General features: G+C 72.2%; 16 protein-coding genes. 9 read left to right on the top strand and 7 right to left on the bottom strand.

What is annotated here, in order from left to right:
* Positions 1-118: 118 nt before the first annotated feature.
* The gene (locus tag V6V47_RS20715) at positions 119-1,111 is read left to right on the top strand and encodes a hypothetical protein (protein ID WP_334629963.1); all 993 of its coding nucleotides are present in this window, start codon (positions 119-121) and stop codon (positions 1,109-1,111) included.
* Entirely contained in the window at positions 1,111-2,070 is a 960-nt protein-coding gene (locus V6V47_RS20710; RefSeq protein WP_334629961.1) for a hypothetical protein, read from the top strand. The genes V6V47_RS20715 and V6V47_RS20710 overlap by 1 nt, the downstream gene beginning before the upstream one ends.
* Before the next feature lie 17 nt (positions 2,071-2,087).
* Here the strand turns inward: V6V47_RS20710 and V6V47_RS20705 are convergent, their stop codons facing one another.
* Genes V6V47_RS20705 through V6V47_RS20695 form a run of 3 tightly spaced genes read right to left on the bottom strand, consistent with a single transcriptional unit; the run spans position 2,088 to position 4,903 of the window.
* Positions 2,088-2,939 (bottom strand): menaquinone biosynthetic enzyme MqnA/MqnD family protein, encoded by an 852-nt coding sequence (locus V6V47_RS20705; RefSeq protein WP_334629960.1) that lies wholly within the window; start codon positions 2,937-2,939, stop codon positions 2,088-2,090.
* The gene (locus tag V6V47_RS20700) at positions 2,932-4,278 is read right to left on the bottom strand and encodes an MFS transporter (RefSeq protein WP_334629959.1); all 1,347 of its coding nucleotides are present in this window, start codon (positions 4,276-4,278) and stop codon (positions 2,932-2,934) included. Before V6V47_RS20700 ends, V6V47_RS20705 begins: the two co-directional genes overlap by 8 nt.
* 43 nt (positions 4,279-4,321) lie before the next feature.
* Positions 4,322-4,903, bottom strand: coding sequence for an ArsR/SmtB family transcription factor (locus V6V47_RS20695; protein WP_334629958.1), 582 nt, complete (start codon positions 4,901-4,903; stop codon positions 4,322-4,324).
* 787 nt (positions 4,904-5,690) lie between these two features.
* Here V6V47_RS20695 and V6V47_RS20690 point away from each other — a divergent pair.
* Positions 5,691-6,941 carry an HNH endonuclease signature motif containing protein gene (locus V6V47_RS20690; RefSeq protein WP_334629957.1) on the top strand — a complete coding sequence of 417 codons (1,251 nt, stop codon included), beginning with the start codon at positions 5,691-5,693 and terminating at the stop codon, positions 6,939-6,941.
* Between the two features lie 594 nt (positions 6,942-7,535).
* Positions 7,536-9,830: a HelD family protein gene (locus V6V47_RS20685; protein ID WP_334629956.1), complete on the top strand. Its 2,295-nt coding sequence runs from the start codon at positions 7,536-7,538 to the stop codon at positions 9,828-9,830.
* On the opposite strand, the gene V6V47_RS20680 is transcribed toward V6V47_RS20685, so the two are convergent.
* From V6V47_RS20680 to V6V47_RS20665, 4 genes are read right to left on the bottom strand one after another with little or no spacing between them, the layout of a single operon-like run.
* A complete protein-coding gene (locus V6V47_RS20680) occupies positions 9,810-10,424 on the bottom strand; it encodes a hypothetical protein (protein ID WP_334629955.1) in 615 nt (204 codons plus the stop codon). The genes V6V47_RS20685 and V6V47_RS20680 overlap by 21 nt on opposite strands.
* Positions 10,425-10,428: 4 nt before the next feature.
* On the bottom strand, positions 10,429-10,776 hold the full coding sequence (locus V6V47_RS20675; RefSeq protein WP_334629954.1) for a YbaB/EbfC family nucleoid-associated protein: 348 nt from the start codon (positions 10,774-10,776) through the stop codon (positions 10,429-10,431).
* A gap of 11 nt (positions 10,777-10,787) precedes the next feature.
* Positions 10,788-11,714, bottom strand: coding sequence for a WXG100 family type VII secretion target (locus tag V6V47_RS20670; RefSeq protein WP_334629953.1), 927 nt, complete (start codon positions 11,712-11,714; stop codon positions 10,788-10,790).
* Positions 11,711-12,106: a WXG100 family type VII secretion target gene (locus V6V47_RS20665; RefSeq protein ID WP_334629952.1), complete on the bottom strand. Its 396-nt coding sequence runs from the start codon at positions 12,104-12,106 to the stop codon at positions 11,711-11,713. The genes V6V47_RS20670 and V6V47_RS20665 overlap by 4 nt, the downstream gene beginning before the upstream one ends.
* A 130-nt stretch (positions 12,107-12,236) precedes the next feature.
* Between V6V47_RS20665 and V6V47_RS20660 the strand changes: the two genes are divergently transcribed.
* The 5 genes from V6V47_RS20660 to V6V47_RS20640 all read left to right on the top strand — a co-directional run bounded on the left by V6V47_RS20660 (position 12,237) and on the right by V6V47_RS20640 (position 15,773).
* Positions 12,237-12,893 (top strand): transporter, encoded by a 657-nt coding sequence (locus V6V47_RS20660; protein WP_334629951.1) that lies wholly within the window; start codon positions 12,237-12,239, stop codon positions 12,891-12,893.
* Positions 12,890-13,201: a transcriptional regulator gene (locus V6V47_RS20655; RefSeq protein ID WP_334629950.1), complete on the top strand. Its 312-nt coding sequence runs from the start codon at positions 12,890-12,892 to the stop codon at positions 13,199-13,201. Before V6V47_RS20660 ends, V6V47_RS20655 begins: the two co-directional genes overlap by 4 nt.
* Complete coding sequence (locus tag V6V47_RS20650; protein ID WP_334629949.1) at positions 13,198-14,163, top strand: ABC transporter ATP-binding protein; 966 nt, start codon at positions 13,198-13,200, stop codon at positions 14,161-14,163. The genes V6V47_RS20655 and V6V47_RS20650 overlap by 4 nt, the downstream gene beginning before the upstream one ends.
* Entirely contained in the window at positions 14,117-14,914 is a 798-nt protein-coding gene (locus V6V47_RS20645; RefSeq protein ID WP_334629948.1) for an ABC transporter permease, read from the top strand. Before V6V47_RS20650 ends, V6V47_RS20645 begins: the two co-directional genes overlap by 47 nt.
* A gap of 94 nt (positions 14,915-15,008) precedes the next feature.
* Positions 15,009-15,773, top strand: a complete 765-nt coding sequence (locus V6V47_RS20640; RefSeq protein WP_334629947.1) for a VOC family protein — start codon at positions 15,009-15,011, stop codon at positions 15,771-15,773.
* Positions 15,774-15,903: the final 130 nt, after the last annotated feature.

The following is a 15,903-nucleotide window of genomic DNA, read 5'->3' as shown; positions in this document are numbered from 1 at the left end:
CGGCTGCCGAGCATCGACATCTCCACTGAGGCCATCTCCCCCGGGCCTCCGCGATCGCACCGATTCGTGCCGACGACAAGCCGGTCCCCCGGCCCTGACATCTGGAGCTCACCCACTCATGCGATCCCGCGTGACCATGGTGCTCGCCATCGTGGCGGTCCTGCTGGGCGGCGTCCTGCTGGTGCCGACCGCCTACGCCCGGCTGGCCGGCGACGACGGCAGCGGAGGCACCGGAGGCGGCGCCGAGAGCGTCGCCGCACCCGCGCCCACCCCGCCCCCACCGCCCACCCTGGCCGCCGGCCCGGTGTCGGTGAGCTTCAACGGTGAGTTCTTCGCGTGGGCCCTGATGGACCGGCAGACCGGCAAGATCTCCGGGTCACCCAACATGGCCTCGACCAACTCCACCGAGTCGATGATCAAGGCGTGGATCGTCTCCGACTATCTGCGCCAGCTCGGTCCCACCAAGCAGCCGACGGCTGCGCTGAAGGAAGCCGCCCGGCTCGCCATCATCGACAGCAACGACACCGCGGCCAACAAGGTGCACGCCGCCGCGGGCGGCTCGTACAAGCCGTCGACGAGCAGCACACCGGACGCGGTGATCCAGCGGGCGATCAAAATCTGCGGATTGACCGACACCAGGCGTGGCAACGTCGCTCCCTACACCGGCTACTGGAGCTTCACGCGCATGTCCCCCCGCGACGCGGTCCGGCTCGGCGACTGCATCGCCGACGGCAAGGCCGCCGGCCCGACGTGGACCAAGTGGGTGCTGGATCAGATGAGCAAGGTCCGGGGCACCACCGCGGCCAAGGACCAGAAGCCGTCGTACGGCGGCGGCCGCTGGGGAATCATCAATGGCCTGCCCAAGTCCATCCTCGCCCAGGGCCCGGTCAGCATCAAGAACGGTTGGACGCCGCTCGGCTACGACGGCAACTGGCACGTCAACTGCCTCGCCGTCAATGGCAAGTGGAGCCTCGCCGTGATGATGCGTTACCCGATCAGGAACAAGCTGGACTACGGCGCGCAGGTCTGCGCCAGCGTGGCCACCCAACTGGTCACCCCGCAGCCGGGCGCGGCCCTCAAGGTGCTGCAGCAGCCGGCCGGGAAGCTCTGATGGCGGGCAGCCGCCGGGCGACTCGGCGCAACGGCGCTGACGCGTCCCCGCTGCGGCTGATCGCCGTCGCGGTCATCCTGATCGGGCTGGTGCTGGTCTCGCTGCGCCTGCTACCCGGGTCGCCGTTCGAGTCGTCCACCGCCGCCCGTTGGGGTGACGCCGGCAGCTCGACCAGTGACCGGTCCACGAGCGCGGCCACCGACCGCAGCGCGCGCCAGTCGGCCCCGGCCCCGACCCCCAGCCCGTCGCTGGAGCCGCTGCCGTTCGAGGCCAAGGACCTCAAGCTCGACATCAAGGGCTGGTATTCCTGGAGCGTGCTGGACCGCCGCACCGGAAAGATCATCGGCTCGAAGAACATGGACGAGACCAACACCACCGCCTCGATGATCAAGTCCTGGATCGTGGCCGACTACCTGCGCCGTGCCGACGACGCCGGCGAGAAGCCGAGCGACGCGAAGCTCGCGGACGCGACGCGGATCATCCGGGACAGCGACAACACCCGGGCCGAGCAGTTCTACAACCTCGTCGGCCGGGACGCCTCGATCCGGCGACTGATCTCCATGTGCAAGCTCACCGACAGCAGCGTCGCCCCCGACAAGGGCTGGAGCCGGACGGCGCTCTCCCCCCGGGACACCGCCCGCCTGGCCAACTGCATCGCCACGGGCACCGCCGCCGGCCCGAAGTGGACCAAGTGGCTGCTCAACGAGATGAAGCTCGTTCGCGGCGCCGGCGACTTCGGCATCCGCAAGGCGTTCCCGGCCACCGAGCAGAAGCAGATCGCCATCAAGAACGGGTGGATCGACCGGACCAGGGAGCAGGAGATGCACATCAACTGCCTGGCCATCGGCGACACCTGGACGATGGGCGTGATGGTCCGCTACCCGATCGGCATGGGCTACGACTACGGCATGAAAAACTGCCAGAAGATCACCGAGGCGCTGCTCCGCCCCGGCGCCTGACAGCCGCCCCCGCCGGCTCAGCCGGCGAAGAACTCCGGGCCGCCGGGCGGCAGTGCCGGCGCCTCGCCGATCGCGGCGGCCCGCCGGGCGAACTCCCGCAGCCCGGCGACCTGCCGGTCACCGAGCGAGAAGTCCAGGGTCCGGAAGTACGTGGCCAGCGTCTCGGCGTCGAACGGCTCCCACCGGGCCGCCGACTCGGCGACCTGGTCCAGCTCGGCCAGGCAGAGGTCACGCGAGCGCAGAAACGCCTCGTGCACCTCCTTGACCGCGCCCGGGTGGGCGGCGGCGAAGTCGCGACGGACCGCCCAGACCGCGAAGACCATCGGCAGTCCGGTCCACTCCCGCCACGCCTGCCCGAGGTCGGTGACCGTGAGGCCCTTCCGCGGCGCTTCGTAGTACGCCCGCAGCGCCACGTCCCCGATCAGCACGGCGGCGTCGGCCTCCAGCAGCATCTGGGTCAGATCCGGTGGGCAGCGGAAGTATTCAGGCCGCACGTCGTACTGCTCGGCGAGCAGTAGCTGAGCCAGCATCACCCCGGTCCGCGAGGTCGAGCCGAGCGCCACCCGGGCGCCATCCAGCTCGGCGAGCGGTCGGGTGGAGACCATGTTGACCGAGAGCACCGGCCCGTCGCTGCCCACCGCGAGGTCCGGCAGGAGCAGCAACTCGTCGGCGTGCTTCAGGTACTCCACCAGCGTGATCGGGCCGATGTCGAGGTCGCCGGCGACCAGCGCCGCGCTCAACCGGTCCGGCGAGTCCTTCTGCAGGTCGACGTCGAGCAGGGCACCGGAGCGCATCAGACCCCAGTAGATCGGCAGGCAGTTCAGGAACTGGATGTGCCCGACCCGGGGACGTGCGATGCGTTCAGCCATGCTCCGACGGTATCCCCGCCCGCCGGGGCTGGCCCGGCGGGTCGCCCTGGAGTGGCCCACCCCGCACCCGCTCCGCCGATTGCTGCTGCCGTACCCCCGGTCCACCCGGCATCGGCCGGCGTACCGCCCGGGCGACGACCGGAACGGCGACCAGCACCACCAGCAGCCCGGCCAGGCCGGCGGCGGCGATCAGTGGCCGAGGCGGGACGGCAGTGAGTAGCGCCCCGCCGATCAGGTAGCCGGCCATGGAGCCGCCCTGCACCGCGGCGCCGTAGCTGGCGTACGCCCGAGCGCGCATCTCCTCCGGGACCCGGCGAGCGGTGAGCAGGTTGGCGAACACGTTCTGACCGCCGTTGGCCGCGCCCGCCACCAGCCAGAGCGGCACCAACAGACCAGCGGTCGGCACCGTCGCCGCGAGCAGGATCAGGAGACTGCAGCCGGCCAACGCGACCAGCACCCCACGGAGCAACGCACCGTCGTCGTCGAGTCGATGGGCGAGCCGGGCGCCGAACCAGCCGCCGGGCAGCATGCCTGCCATCCAGGCGGCGCCGACCAGGCCGTACGTGGTGGCCGAGCCGTGCAGCGTCTCCCGGATGAAGAAGACCTCGACCACGTTGATGCCACCGATCGCCGCGATCACCACCGCGGTACTGACCACCATGGCGAGCATCAGCGGGTCCCGGCGCAGCCGCCAGCCGGTGGCCGTACCCCGTGGGGCGTCCGGGACCGCGGGCGCGGCGGCGGTCCGCCGACCGCCGCGCCGGGTCCGCAGCAGCAGGCCGGCGACCACCAGCGCCAGGTAGGTCACGGCGTCCAGCAGCAGCGGTACGCGCGTGCCGTACTGCCCGACCAACAGCCCGGCCAGCACGGGGCCACCGAGCGCGCCGAGCGAGACAGCGGTCTGGCTGATCGCGCTCGCCCGTGGCAGGTCACCGGGTCGGACCATCGCCGGGAGCAGCGCGGCGAGGCAGGGCTGAGTCACCGCGAGCCCGCAGGCGAGCAGCGTGACGAGCCCGACCACCAGGACCGGTTGGTCGACCAGGGCGAGCAACGCGCAGATCGCGGCCTGGGCCAGCCCGACGGTCACCAGCAACGTACGGCTGTCCACCCGGTCGGCGAGTCGGCCGGCGAGCGGAGCGAGCACCACCAGCGGCAGGGTGGCCGCCAGCAGCAGCCCCGACACGGCGAGCCCACCAGCGCCCGCGCCCTGCAGGGCCAGGGCGAGGGCGGTGGCGGCGAGGAAGTCGCCGCAGATGGTGGTGCCCCGAGCGGTGGCGGCGAGCCAGACGTCCGGCCAGCGCGACTCGTCTCGGCGCGACTCGTCAGTTGTGAAGGACATACTTCGAAAATAATCCTTCACAACTGATCGACGCAACCCCCCACTACGCCAGGGGCACCGCCCGGTACTGCACAGCGACACTGCGCGCGTCCGGCGGCGGATCGGTACGCCGACGCGGGAGATACGGCCGGAGCAGCGCCAAGACAGCGTCGTTCAGCTCGGCCAACTCCTCCGCGGTGAGCAACAGCAGCGTGTCGTTGAACAGCGCGACGTCGTACCACTCGGGCGGCTCATCCCCGGCGCGCCGCATCCAGTCCCGGGTCCGCTCCATGGCCCGCACCGCGTGCGCCTCCACCAGCGCCTGCTCGGCGGCGCGCGCCTCGGGGTCGGCCTCGCGGCCCGCGTCGACCAGCACACTCGGGCTCGACGCGCGCCACACCCGCTCGCGGGCGTCACCGCGACTCGGCGCCTGCTCGACCAGGCCGAACTTGGCCAGCGCCCGCAGGTGATAGCTGGTCGCGCTCGGCGAGAGCCCAGCCACCTCCGCGCATTCGGTGGCCGTCCCACCGCCCTCACGGCTGTTCAGATATTCCATGATCGCGATCCGGGCCGGATGCGCCAGCGCCCGCATCACCTGGGGGTCGCTGATCCTCATCCGACGCAACTCGGGACGGGCCTCGGTCATCCCCCCATGATCCCGGCCGCCCACTCGGCCCGCCATCACCCCCTCGCCCGCCGTGGTGAACGCGCACGTGCCGCAATGCCGCTCGCACCCGACCGATTCGTCCTCAACCCTGCGCTCCCGCGGTTCCAGCTCGCGGCGCAGGCGTGCGGGCACGGCCCGGACCACCGGCTCGAAGAGCGTCGTGGACCACCCAACGTCCGCAGCCGGCCGCTCGCCGCCACACCTCGTCGCAGAACTCCCACAGCCCGGCGCTCAGCCGGCCGCTCGGCCCGCCGTCCCCCGTCTCAGCTCGCGCAGCCGGCCGCTCGCCGCCACACCCCCGTCGCAGAACTCCCACAGCCCGGCGCTAGGCCGGCCGCTCGGCCCGCCACGCCCCCGCCGTTTCAGCTCCCGCAGCGGGCCCCTCGGCCCGCCGTCATTCCCGTGCCGCGGGACGCGCAACAGCCACCGCGATCCGAAGCCGGACCTTCGACGCCGCCCCCGTCGTAGGCCGCGCGGTTTCCGAAGCGGTCGACAGCCAGCACCTCGACCCGGGTCGCCCGGATTGCGCAGCGACCGCAGCCGGCCGATGGACCCACCATCACCCCGTCGCAGGCAGCGCGACCTACCCAGCGGCCGCTCAACCCGCTTCACCCCTCGTCGCGGTCGTGCAACGCCCACGGCGTCGCAGCCGGGCGAGCGGGCGACCGCGTGCCCGGATCAACAGCCAGCGAAGACGCGACAACCTTCGCCAAGCCAGTGATCTTGGCCGATTGAAAGTGTCGTACACGTGTTCTAACGTGATCCCATGTTGGGGGCGTTGGCGCAGGCGGGTGGGGCCGTCGACGACTGTGCCGACGCTGCCCCTTGGGCGCTCTCCGACGACGAGTTGCTGGCGTCACTCGACGAGGCGCACGCTGTCGCGCAGCGGCTGGCCACCGTCCAGCTCGGGCTGGTGCGCGAGTTGGACGCCCGCGGCCTGGCGGTCGCACGGGGCGCCTCATCCACTGCGGTCTGGCTACGCGAGCGGCTCCGGCTCTCCGGTCGATCCGCCCGCCAGCTGGTCCAGCTCGCTGCCACCGTCGATGCCGCTCCGCCCGCAGTGCGCGACGCCATGCGCACCGGCGCCATCAGCGTCGACCAGGGCCAGGTGCTGGCCGAGACGATCGCGGCCCTACCGGTCGAGGCGGGGCCGGAGGTCGCGGACAAGGCCGCCCAACTGCTGCTCGCCTGGGCCGACCGCTTCGACCCGACGATCCTGCGCCGCCTCGGGGAGCGCGTCCTCACACACGTCGCGCCTGACCTGGCCGATCAGGCTGAGCTGACCGCCCTTGAGCGGGCCACCGAGCGGGCCGAGGCCCGCCGACACGTCACCCTCGCGGAGCAGCAGGACGGGCAGGTCCGCCTCAGCGGAAACCTGGACACCGAAACCGCGAGCCTGCTGCGCGAGGCGATCGGTCCGCTCTGTGCACCTGCGGGCGAGCACGACGACCGCAGTCCCGGTCAGCGCCGGGCGGACGCGCTCGGCGAGATCTGTCGCCTGGCCCTGCGTACCGGTCACCTGCCAGACAGCGGCGGAGACCGACCGCAACTCGTGGTGACCGTCTCACTGGACGCGCTGGTCAGCGGCGTACGCACCGGCACCCTGGAGAGCGGGGCGCGCCTCACGCCGGGCGCGGTCCGCCGCCTCGCCTGCGACGCCGCCGTGCTGCCGGCAGTGCTGGGCGGCAACAGTCAGGTCCTGGACGTCGGGCGTCAGCGCCGGCTCTTCACCGGGCCTCTGCGCCGCGCGCTGGTGCTACGGGACGGCGGCTGCGCTTTCCCCGGCTGCGACCGGCCGTCCCGCTGGTGCGATGGGCACCACGTCCGGCACTGGGCCGACGGCGGCACGACGGCTCTGGGCAACGCCGTACTGCTCTGCGGCCACCACCACCGGCTCCTCCACCAAGGCGACTGGGTCGTCCGCATCGCGCCGGACGGCCAACCCGATTTCGTCCCGCCCAGCTGGCTCGACCCTCGGCGCACCCCACGTCGCAACCTCTACCACCAGCGCTGCTGACGCCAAGAGGCAACACGACATCGCGCCCGAGCGAAGCCGAGCACGCCATGCCGCCACGTGTCCACGCCCCCGCGCGGCACAGCCGTGCCGCCGTGCGCCGTGCCACCGTGCGCCGTGCGCACCGTGCCGCCACGCCCCCGCGCAGCACTGCCGTGCCGCCACGCGGCCACGCCGTGCGGTGGGCACTTCCGCGGAGCAACAAGCGGTGACCAGCACCGCCTCGACATTCGCGCGGCCTCGCCGCCGCGCCACCACGCCACCACGCGGCCACGCGGCCACGCGGCCATGTCATCGCGCCGCCGCGCGGCCACGCCATCGCGCCATCGCGCCACCGCGCCATCGCGCCATCACGCCGTCGTCGTCATGCCGCCTCGCCCTACGGCCCTCACGCGGACCATCCACCGCTCGCCACGCCGTCTCGATCGCATGGTCGCTTGGGTAATTCGGTGGATGGACCCGGCGTGGGGGCGTAGGGTTACAGGCCGCTTGACGGCCGAGGTGAGCTGCACCGGAACGGACGTCTCCGCGCCGGGCGCGGCCATCCGCCCCCCGGATACGCGAGCGAGCAGCAGATGTGAACGATGGGACGTCAGCATGCCCGCACTTGACCTTGACACCCACCTAGACACGGACCTGGCCGCCGAGCGCGCGCACCTGAACACATCGCGGGCAGCGCTGCGGCGGATGCGGGAACGCGCCGAGGAACTGTTCTCCACGGGCGACCAGGTGGCCGGCGACGCCTACGCGGCGGAGACCCTGGGCCGCACGCTGGCCCGTCGGGTGGCCGAACTGGCCGATGATCCGACGACACCTCTCTTCTTCGGGCGCCTCGACTTCGGCGGAACCACCGACAGCGGGACCAGCGACGACTGGACGACGGACACCGGGACCACTGGCACCGAAACGGCCAGCGACACAAGCACCGACTGCGCTCCAGCCACCAGCGGCAGCAAGAGCGCCGAATCAGACCCGACCAGCGGCAGCAGCGGCAGCAGCGGCAGCAGCGGCAGCAGCACCAGCACCAGCACCAGCACCAGCACCAGCACCAGCACCAGCACCGATCATGCGGGGCGGCGGTATCACGTTGGGCGCCGGCATGTGACTGATGAGTTGGGCGAGCCGTTGGTGCTGGACTGGCGGGCACCGGTCTCTCGGTCGTTCTACCGAGCCAGTGCGCGGGATCCGCAGGGGGTGGCGGTCCGGCGCCGGTTCGGGTTCAGCAACGGGGTGCTGACCAGCTTCGAGGATGAGCGGCTGGACCAGGGCGAGGAGCTGGGCACGACCAGCCGGATCCTCACCGCCGAGATCGAGCGGCCGCGCGTCGGGCCGATGCGGGACATCGTGGCCACCATCCAGCCGGAGCAGGACGAGTTGGTCCGCGCCGATCTGGCCGACTCGATCTGCGTGCAGGGCGCGCCGGGCACCGGGAAGACCGCCGTCGGTCTGCACCGGGCCGCGTACCTGCTCTATCTGCACCGGGAGCGGTTGCGGCGAGCCGGGGTGCTCATCGTCGGGCCGAACCGGGCGTTCCTGTCGTACATCGCGGCGGTGCTGCCGGCGCTCGGTGAGGTCGAGGTCGAGCAGGCGACCGTGGAGGAGCTGATCTCTCGGGTGTCGGTCCGGGCGGTCGAATCGCCGGCGGTCGCGGCGCTGAAGCATGACGTACGGATGGCCAGCCTGCTGCACCGCGCGGTGCAGGCGCAGATCGGTACGCCGACCGAGTCGATCACCGTGTCGGACGGCTCGTTCCGGTGGCGGATCGGGTTGGAGCCGCTGCACCGGATCGTCGAGGAGGCCCGTCGGGAGGGGCTGCCGTACAGCACCGGCCGGGAGCGGGTCCGGGCACGGGTGGTGAGTCTGCTGCAACGGCAGGCCGAGGCGCGCCGGGCGGAGTCGCCGAGCGACGCCTGGCTGCGTCGGATGGGCAAGTGTCGACCGGTGGCCGACCTCTTGGACGCGGTCTGGCCGGCGCTGACCCCGGAGGGGCTGGTCTACAGCCTGCTGGCCGAGCCGGCCCGACTCGCCGCCGCGGCCGACGGGCTGCTCACCGATGCCGAGCAGTCCCTGCTGAGCTGGGCGAAGCCGGCCCGCACCGCGAAGGCGACCCGTTGGACGCTCGCCGACGCGGTGCTGATCGATGAGGCCGCCGGGCTGTTGGAGAGGCCTTCCGGGTTCGGGCATGTGGTGATCGACGAGGCACAGGACCTCTCCCCGATGCAGTGCCGGGCCATCGCCCGGCGCAGCGAGCACGGCTCGGTCACGCTCCTCGGTGACCTGGCTCAGGGCACCGCGCCGTGGGCCGCCGTGGACTGGCGGGAGTCCCTGGCCCACCTGGGCAAGCCGGACGCGGCGGTGGTGCCGCTGACGATCGGCTTCCGGGTACCCGCCGCCGTCGTCGCGTTCGCCAACCGGCTGCTGCCGGCGCTCGCCGTGAACGTACCGCCGGCCGAGTCGCTGCGGCACGACGGCGGCCTGGATGTGCGTACCGTGACCGACCTGACCGCCGCGACGGTGGCCGAGGTGCGCGCGTTGCTCGCGCACGACGGCTCGGTCGGTGTCATCGCGGCGGACGACGCCGTCGACGCGCTGCGCGCCGCGCTGGCCGACGCGGGCGTGGAGACCGCGACCGCCGACGACGTGGCCGCCGCGGCGCGGGTCACCGTGGTGCCCGCGACGCTGGTCAAGGGCCTGGAGTACGACCATGTGGTGGTCGTCGAGCCGGCGGCGATCGTGGCCGCCGAGCCGCGCGGGCTGAACCGGCTCTACGTGGCGCTCACCCGGGCGGTTTCCCGGCTGGCGGTGCTGCACCACGAGCCGCTGCCCGCGCCGCTGTCGGCCGGGTCAGCCGGGTCAGCCGGGTCAGCCGGGTCAGCCGGCGGCGAAGGCTGAGGCGATCTCGCGCAGCGGTTGGCCGGGTTCGGCGATCGGCACCGTGAACGCCAACCAGGAGCCATCGGTGAACTCGAGCCGCAGCCGCTTGGGATTGAGTCGGTGCCAGCCCACCCGGACGTCGGCCACCGCGGCCCGGGGCACCGACCAGACGACCCTGGTGCCGGCGGCGGCCCGTTCGTCGTCGGCCCGACTGGACCAGAGCTTCACCGGGCCGGACGCGCAGACGAGCAGTCGTTGGTCGGTGACGGCGAGAATGGTGTCATCCAGAGTGGTCGCTGGAGGCACGGGCCGCCGGGCGTACTGAAGGGTCGAGGCGGACGAGCCGGCAGCGCCCCGGCCGGCCACCCCGTGGGTCACCCGGTCGACGATCTTGTCGCCCGCTGGAAAGGACAGCAACGGCGAGAGCAGGTTGAGCAGCGCCCCGCAGGCACCGCCGCCGCCGGAGACAGCGCCGGAAAGACCCTCCTGCTCGGTCTGCGGCGGGTCGGGCGGCAGGACACCCTGGGCGATCTCCGCCTTCGCGACGGCGAGCACCTGCTCGCCCGGCTCGACGAGGTCGGCCAGCCGGGCCCGGTAGTCGATGTCCCCCATCGGCTCAGTATCGGTCCGGGCGGTCGCCGGCCGGCCCGCTGGCGCCGGGCGCGTCGCCGATCACCTCACCGACCAACTCGCGGACGCGGGCGGCGGCCGCCGACTGGGCGCGGCTGGCAGCGGCGGTGAACTCCTCGGCCAGGGTGTACGAGTCGAGGCGCATCGCCCGGGCGTCGAGCTCGGACGAGACGATCGTGCCGTCCGCGGCGGCGGTGACCCGGACCAGGCCGGAGTCGCTCACGCCTTCGGCGCTGCTCTGCTCGAGCTCGGCCATCTTGCCGGCCAACTCACGCTGCCAACCGTCCAGGTTGCGGGCCAGCGCCTCGATGCGGTCCAGACCGGGGAAGGTCATGTCGGTCTCTCTCAGGTCAGGATGGTGTCGAAGATGTTCTGGACGCCCTTGGTGTATGGGCCCAGATCCTCACGGAACGTGCCGTCCACCAGGTAGTTGCGATCCTTGGTGCCATCCGAGATGTCGTGCAGCCCGACCCCGGTGTCCAGGATTGCGCCGCCGATGCCGGGGATGTTCACCGGGGATGCCTGGTTGATCAGGAACTTGCCCGGAAAGAGTGTCTTGAACTTCTCGATCTGGAACGCCCTGGCCTCGGCTGACCACCCCGACTTGTTCCACATCCGGTACGCCTTCTTGGCCTTGCGGATCTCCAGAACCGCCCGGCGGTATTTCATGAGCAGCTCGGCGACCTTCTGCATCTTGGCGGCCAACTTCATCAGGATCTCGGCGAAGCGCGCCACGATCTTGACCATCCGACCGACGGTGGTGGCGAGCCGGGCCAGCACCCGGACGACCGTCGCCGCGAGCGAGATGCCGGCGCTGAGCGCTGCGGCCACCGCCGCGATGATCACCTCGGTGAGGAACCAGAGCAGGAACTCGAGGATCAGCTCGACCAGCAGGTTGAAGGCGTCGACCGCCGCGTTGGCCGCGTCGACCAGCACCTCCTTGGTGCCGTCCAACCCACGGGCCAGCTCCTCGATCGCCTCCTCGACCGACTCCATCGAGGCGTGGAAGCTGGTGGCGGCGTCGCCCGTCCAGGCACCCCGCAGCCGGGCCCGGTCCTGGGTCTGCTCAGCAGCGATCGCGCGGACCGCCTCGCCGGTGGTCAGACACAACTGGGCGGCCTGCATCAGATCGTCCGGCTCGCCCGCGACCAACTCGAGGAGCTGCTCGAACGGCCAGAGCACGGCATTGGACAGCGGCTTGAACGGGTCGGGGGTGCCCGAGACGATCTGCTCGAAGTAGGTCTTGTTGCGCTGCAACGCCTCGGTGCTCACACCGGCCCCTGCCCACTCGGGCCACCGGTGCCGGGCGAAAGCGGACCCGGGGCGATGACGTCCGGAGCGGGCGGCCGGCCCGGCGCGAACAGATCCGTGTTGGCCACGTCGGTGCCGGTGTAGGCGGCGGCGGTGTCGGTGAGGCCCTCGGCGATGTCCGCCATCACCTCGGCGCCGTCGGCCAGCCCCTGCAGGCACGCCTCGAACTGCTCGGCATAGGACGCGGCGAGGCTGAACGACGCGGGCATCACCCCGAAGGCATGCCGCGGCACGTGCCCGTCAGCGAATGACCGGTGCAGCTCACGGAAGCGCGCTGCCCGGTCATTGGAGGCTGCGGCGAACGCCGTCAGGGCCTCCGGCTGGACATCCAGCTCATTGCTCGGGCCAGACACGGACCCTCCCCTGTGGCCTGTGCGGCGGGTCAGCCGCCACTCCCACCATAGGCACACTGCGCCGCCGTCGGTGTCCCGCCGACATCATCGAGGCCAGACAGCATTGACTTTGTGATTTAAAGTAGTTTGCGTGAACCCGGACGACGACCTGCCACCCGGCGACAACCTGCCTCCCACCGACGCCGCTGCGGCGCTCCGGCTGATCCAGGACCAGCAGGTGGCGACGGCGCGTCGGCTCGAGCCGGACGCCCGACTGGTCTACTGGCCGTGGGGCGTCGCCTGGCTCGTCGGCTTCGGGCTGCTCTTCCTGCGCTTCTCCCCCGACGATCGGGTGCTGCTCCGGCTGCCCGACTGGCTGCCGCTGACCGCCCTCTTCGCCCTGCTCGTGCTCGCCGGGGCGGTCCAGGCGGTGGCCAGCGCGCGGGCGTACGGCCAGGTGACCGGGGACTCTTCCCGGCGCGGGATCTGGTACGGCTGCTCCTGGGCGCTGGGTCAGGTGAGCGTGTACGCAGCACTCGGCCGGGTCACCGAATACCTGCCGCCCGACCTGGCGACACTGCTCTGGTCGGCGACCGCCGTGGGGTTGACCGGCGCGCTGCACATGGCCGGCGGCGCCATCTGGCTGGACCGGGACCTGTTCCGGCTGGGCGTCTGGATCAGCGTGATCAACCTGGCCGGAACGTTCGCCGGGCCGGGCTGGCACGCGCTGGTCATCGCGGTAGCTGGCGGCGGCGGGATCCTGGTCGCCGGCACGCTCGCCAGCCTGCGACAGCGGCACCAGCCGTGAGCGACCTCGACCCGATCATCCACGCCCAGGCCCGGCTGCGGGTGGTCGCCACCCTCTCCGCGCTCGGCGACGGCGACCGGATCGCCTTTCCGCGCCTACAGGAACTGCTCGCGATGACCCCGGGCAACCTCTCCGTCCATCTGCGCAAGCTCGAGGACGCCGGTTACGTCGAGGTCAGCAAGACCCACCGCGGGCGCACCCCGGCCACCCTGATCCGGCTCAGCCGGCGAGGCCGACTGGCGTTCGACGAATACACCGAAACCATTCGCACCCTGCTCGACCCCACCTCGTCCAAGGAGCAGTCATGACGCTCGCACGCGCCGACCAGGTCAGCCGCCGGTACGGCGATGTCCTCGCCCTCGACCGCGTCGACCTGGAAGTCCAGGCCGGTGAACTGGTCGGCCTGCTGGGCCCGAACGGCGCCGGCAAGAGCACCCTGATGAACCTGCTGGTCGGTCTGCGCCGTCCCACCTCGGGGCGGGTCGAGCTGTTCGGCGGCGACCCCCGCGACCCGGCGTCCCGACGGCAGATCGGCGTCACGCCGCAGGAGACCGGCCTACCCGGCACGTTGCGCGTCGGTGAGGTCGTCGACTTCGTCTCCGCGCACTATTCCGATCCGGTGCCCCGCGGCGAACTGCTCGACCAGTTCGGCCTGGGCGACCTCGCCCGGCGGCAGACCGGGGGCCTCTCCGGCGGGCAGCGCCGACGGCTGGCGGTGGCGCTGGCGTTCGTCGGCCGGCCGCGGCTCGTGCTGCTCGACGAGCCGACCACCGGCCTGGACGTGGCCGCGCGGCACACCCTCTGGGACGCGATCCGGGCGTTCCACGACGACGGCGGAACCGTCCTGTTGAGCAGCCACTACCTCGAGGAGGTGGAGGCGTTGGCCCGCCGCGTCGTGGTGATCGGGCAGGGCCGGGTGCTCGCCGACGACACGGTCGACGCGGTACGCGGCATCGTCGGCGTCCGGCGGGTCAGCCTGGTCGCCGACGAGCTGCCCGAGCTGCCCGGAGTGGTCCGCACCGAACGGGTCGACGGCCGCCTGCACCTGCTCACCACCGACGCCGACCAACTGGTCCGGGCACTGGTCACCACCGGGACCGCCTTCGCCGACCTGGAGGTCCGGCCCACCTCGTTGGAGGAGGCGTTCCTCGCCATCACCGGCGAGGAGCGGTCCGCCAGCGGCGAGCAGCCGCCGACCGCCCGGGCGCTGCCCGAGGGCACCGATGACCGACCCACCGCCGCTGCCGGCGGCCGACCCACCACCGCCTGAGGAGGCGACCACCGTGCAGCTCGCCCTGGTCCACGCCCGCTACCAGCTCCTGGAGATCATCCGGATCCCGGTGGCCGTCTTCGGCAGCGCCTTCTTCCCGGCTGCCGCCATGATTTTCTTCGTGGTGCCGTTCGCTGGCGACGACTCGGTCGGTGCCAGCTACGCCACCGCGTCGATGATCACCTTCTCGGTGATGAGCGCCAACATCTTCCAGTACGGAGTCGGCGTCGCCGAGGACCGCGACCAGCCCTGGAGCCCGTACACCCGAACCCTGCCGGCGGGGCCGGCGCCCCGGTTCGCCGGCCGGGTGCTGGCGGGCCTGGCGCTGACGTACCTCTCGCTGATCCCGGTCGTGGTGATCGGCGCGACGCTGACCGCGGCCAAGATCACCCCGGCGGCGTTTCTGTTGACCGTCGGCACCGTCGCCGTCATCTCGGTGCCGTTCACGCTGATGGGCCTCGCCATCGGCTACTCGCTGCCGAGCAAGGCGGCGATCGTCGTGGCGCAGGTGGTCTTCCTGCCGCTCGCGTTCGGCGGCGGCCTGCTCTCCGCACCGGGTGACGCACCCGGGTTCATCGAGACGATCGCGCCGTTCCTGCCCACCCGAGGTGCGGCGGAGCTGATGTGGGCGTCGGTCAGCGACTACCACGTCCAGCCGCTGGCGCTGATCATGCTCGGTGTCTGGGTGGTGCTGCTCGCCACGCTGGCCGGCTGGGCGTACCGCCGGGACGAGGGTCGCCGGTTCAGCTGACGATTCGTCCGGTTTCGGCCCAGGCCGCGGCGGGACGGTGCCAGGATTCCGGCAGGGGGCCGTGGTGGTCACCCGGGCCGAGAGGGGTCTTGACGTGAGCACCGTCCCGCCGGGTACGCCCTGCTGGGCCGACCTGGCCACCCCGGACCTGACCGACGCGCGGCGCTTCTACCCCGAGCTGTTCGGCTGGACCGGGCGGGTGACGCCGGAGCCCGAGGCGGGCGGCTACACCGTCTTCCTGCTCGACGGACGGTCGGTGGCCGGAGCCGGACCGCCGGCGATCCCGGACCAGGTGCCGATCTGGTCGACGTACGTCGCCACCGACGACGCCGAGCTGGTCGCCGGTCGGGTCGAGCGGGCCGGCGGGCAGGTCGTGGTGCCGCCGTTCGAAGTCTTCGACCGAGGCTGGATGGCAGTCTTCGCCGACCCTGCGGGTGCCACGTTCAGCGTCTGGCAGCCGCTCGCCATGCCCGGCGCCGAAGTGTTCAACGTGCCGGGCGCGATGAGTTGGAACGAGCTGGTCACCCCGGACCCGGAGGGCGCGAAGGTCTTCTACGAGCTGGTGTTCGGCTGGCAGCCGGACGACCAGGCGGTCGGCGATATGACGTACACCGGGTGGCGACTCGGGTCGGAGATCGTCGCCGGGATGATGCCACCGCTGGCCGGCGAATTCCCTTCCGACCTGCCGGCGTACTGGACGGTGTACTTCGCCGTGGCCGACGCGGACGCCGCCGCGGCCCGCGCCGCCGAGCTCGGCGGAACCATCCTGGTGCCACCGCGAGACATCCCAGCCGGCCGCTTCGCCGCCCTACGCGACCCCCAGGGCGCCCTCTTCTCCGTCATCGACCTGGGCCCGTAGCCCCGGCGCCCACGTCCCCGCGCCCCGCGCGCCGGCCCCGCCGCCCGCGTCCCCGCGCGTCGGGCCTGCACCCCGCGCCGCAACTCACGCCCGCGCGCCCCGCACCCCGCACCCCGCACCCCGCACCCCG

This window comes from Micromonospora sp. CPCC 205539, from assembly GCF_036906815.1.
In the GTDB taxonomy this organism is placed as follows: Bacteria; Actinomycetota; Actinomycetes; order Mycobacteriales; family Micromonosporaceae; genus Micromonospora.
Note: the sequence above shows the minus strand (reverse complement) of the source record. Positions and strands in the feature narration are given on the sequence as shown.

Excerpts from the sequence above, each read along its gene's own strand:
- V6V47_RS20700 (WP_334629959.1), bottom strand. The coding sequence starts at position 4,278 with ATGTCCTTCACAACTGACGAGTCGCGCCGAGACGAGTCGCGCTGGCCG.
- V6V47_RS20645 (WP_334629948.1), top strand. The coding sequence starts at position 14,117 with ATGACCGACCCACCGCCGCTGCCGGCGGCCGACCCACCACCGCCTGAG.
- V6V47_RS20690 (WP_334629957.1), top strand. The coding sequence starts at position 5,691 with ATGTTGGGGGCGTTGGCGCAGGCGGGTGGGGCCGTCGACGACTGTGCC.
- V6V47_RS20675 (WP_334629954.1), bottom strand. The coding sequence starts at position 10,776 with ATGACCTTCCCCGGTCTGGACCGCATCGAGGCGCTGGCCCGCAACCTG.
- V6V47_RS20715 (WP_334629963.1), top strand. The coding sequence starts at position 119 with ATGCGATCCCGCGTGACCATGGTGCTCGCCATCGTGGCGGTCCTGCTG.
- V6V47_RS20705 (WP_334629960.1), bottom strand. The coding sequence starts at position 2,939 with ATGGCTGAACGCATCGCACGTCCCCGGGTCGGGCACATCCAGTTCCTG.
- V6V47_RS20695 (WP_334629958.1), bottom strand. The coding sequence starts at position 4,903 with ATGACCGAGGCCCGTCCCGAGTTGCGTCGGATGAGGATCAGCGACCCC.
- V6V47_RS20710 (WP_334629961.1), top strand. The coding sequence starts at position 1,111 with ATGGCGGGCAGCCGCCGGGCGACTCGGCGCAACGGCGCTGACGCGTCC.
- V6V47_RS20680 (WP_334629955.1), bottom strand. The coding sequence starts at position 10,424 with ATGGGGGACATCGACTACCGGGCCCGGCTGGCCGACCTCGTCGAGCCG.
- V6V47_RS20685 (WP_334629956.1), top strand. The coding sequence starts at position 7,536 with ATGCCCGCACTTGACCTTGACACCCACCTAGACACGGACCTGGCCGCC.
- V6V47_RS20650 (WP_334629949.1), top strand. The coding sequence starts at position 13,198 with ATGACGCTCGCACGCGCCGACCAGGTCAGCCGCCGGTACGGCGATGTC.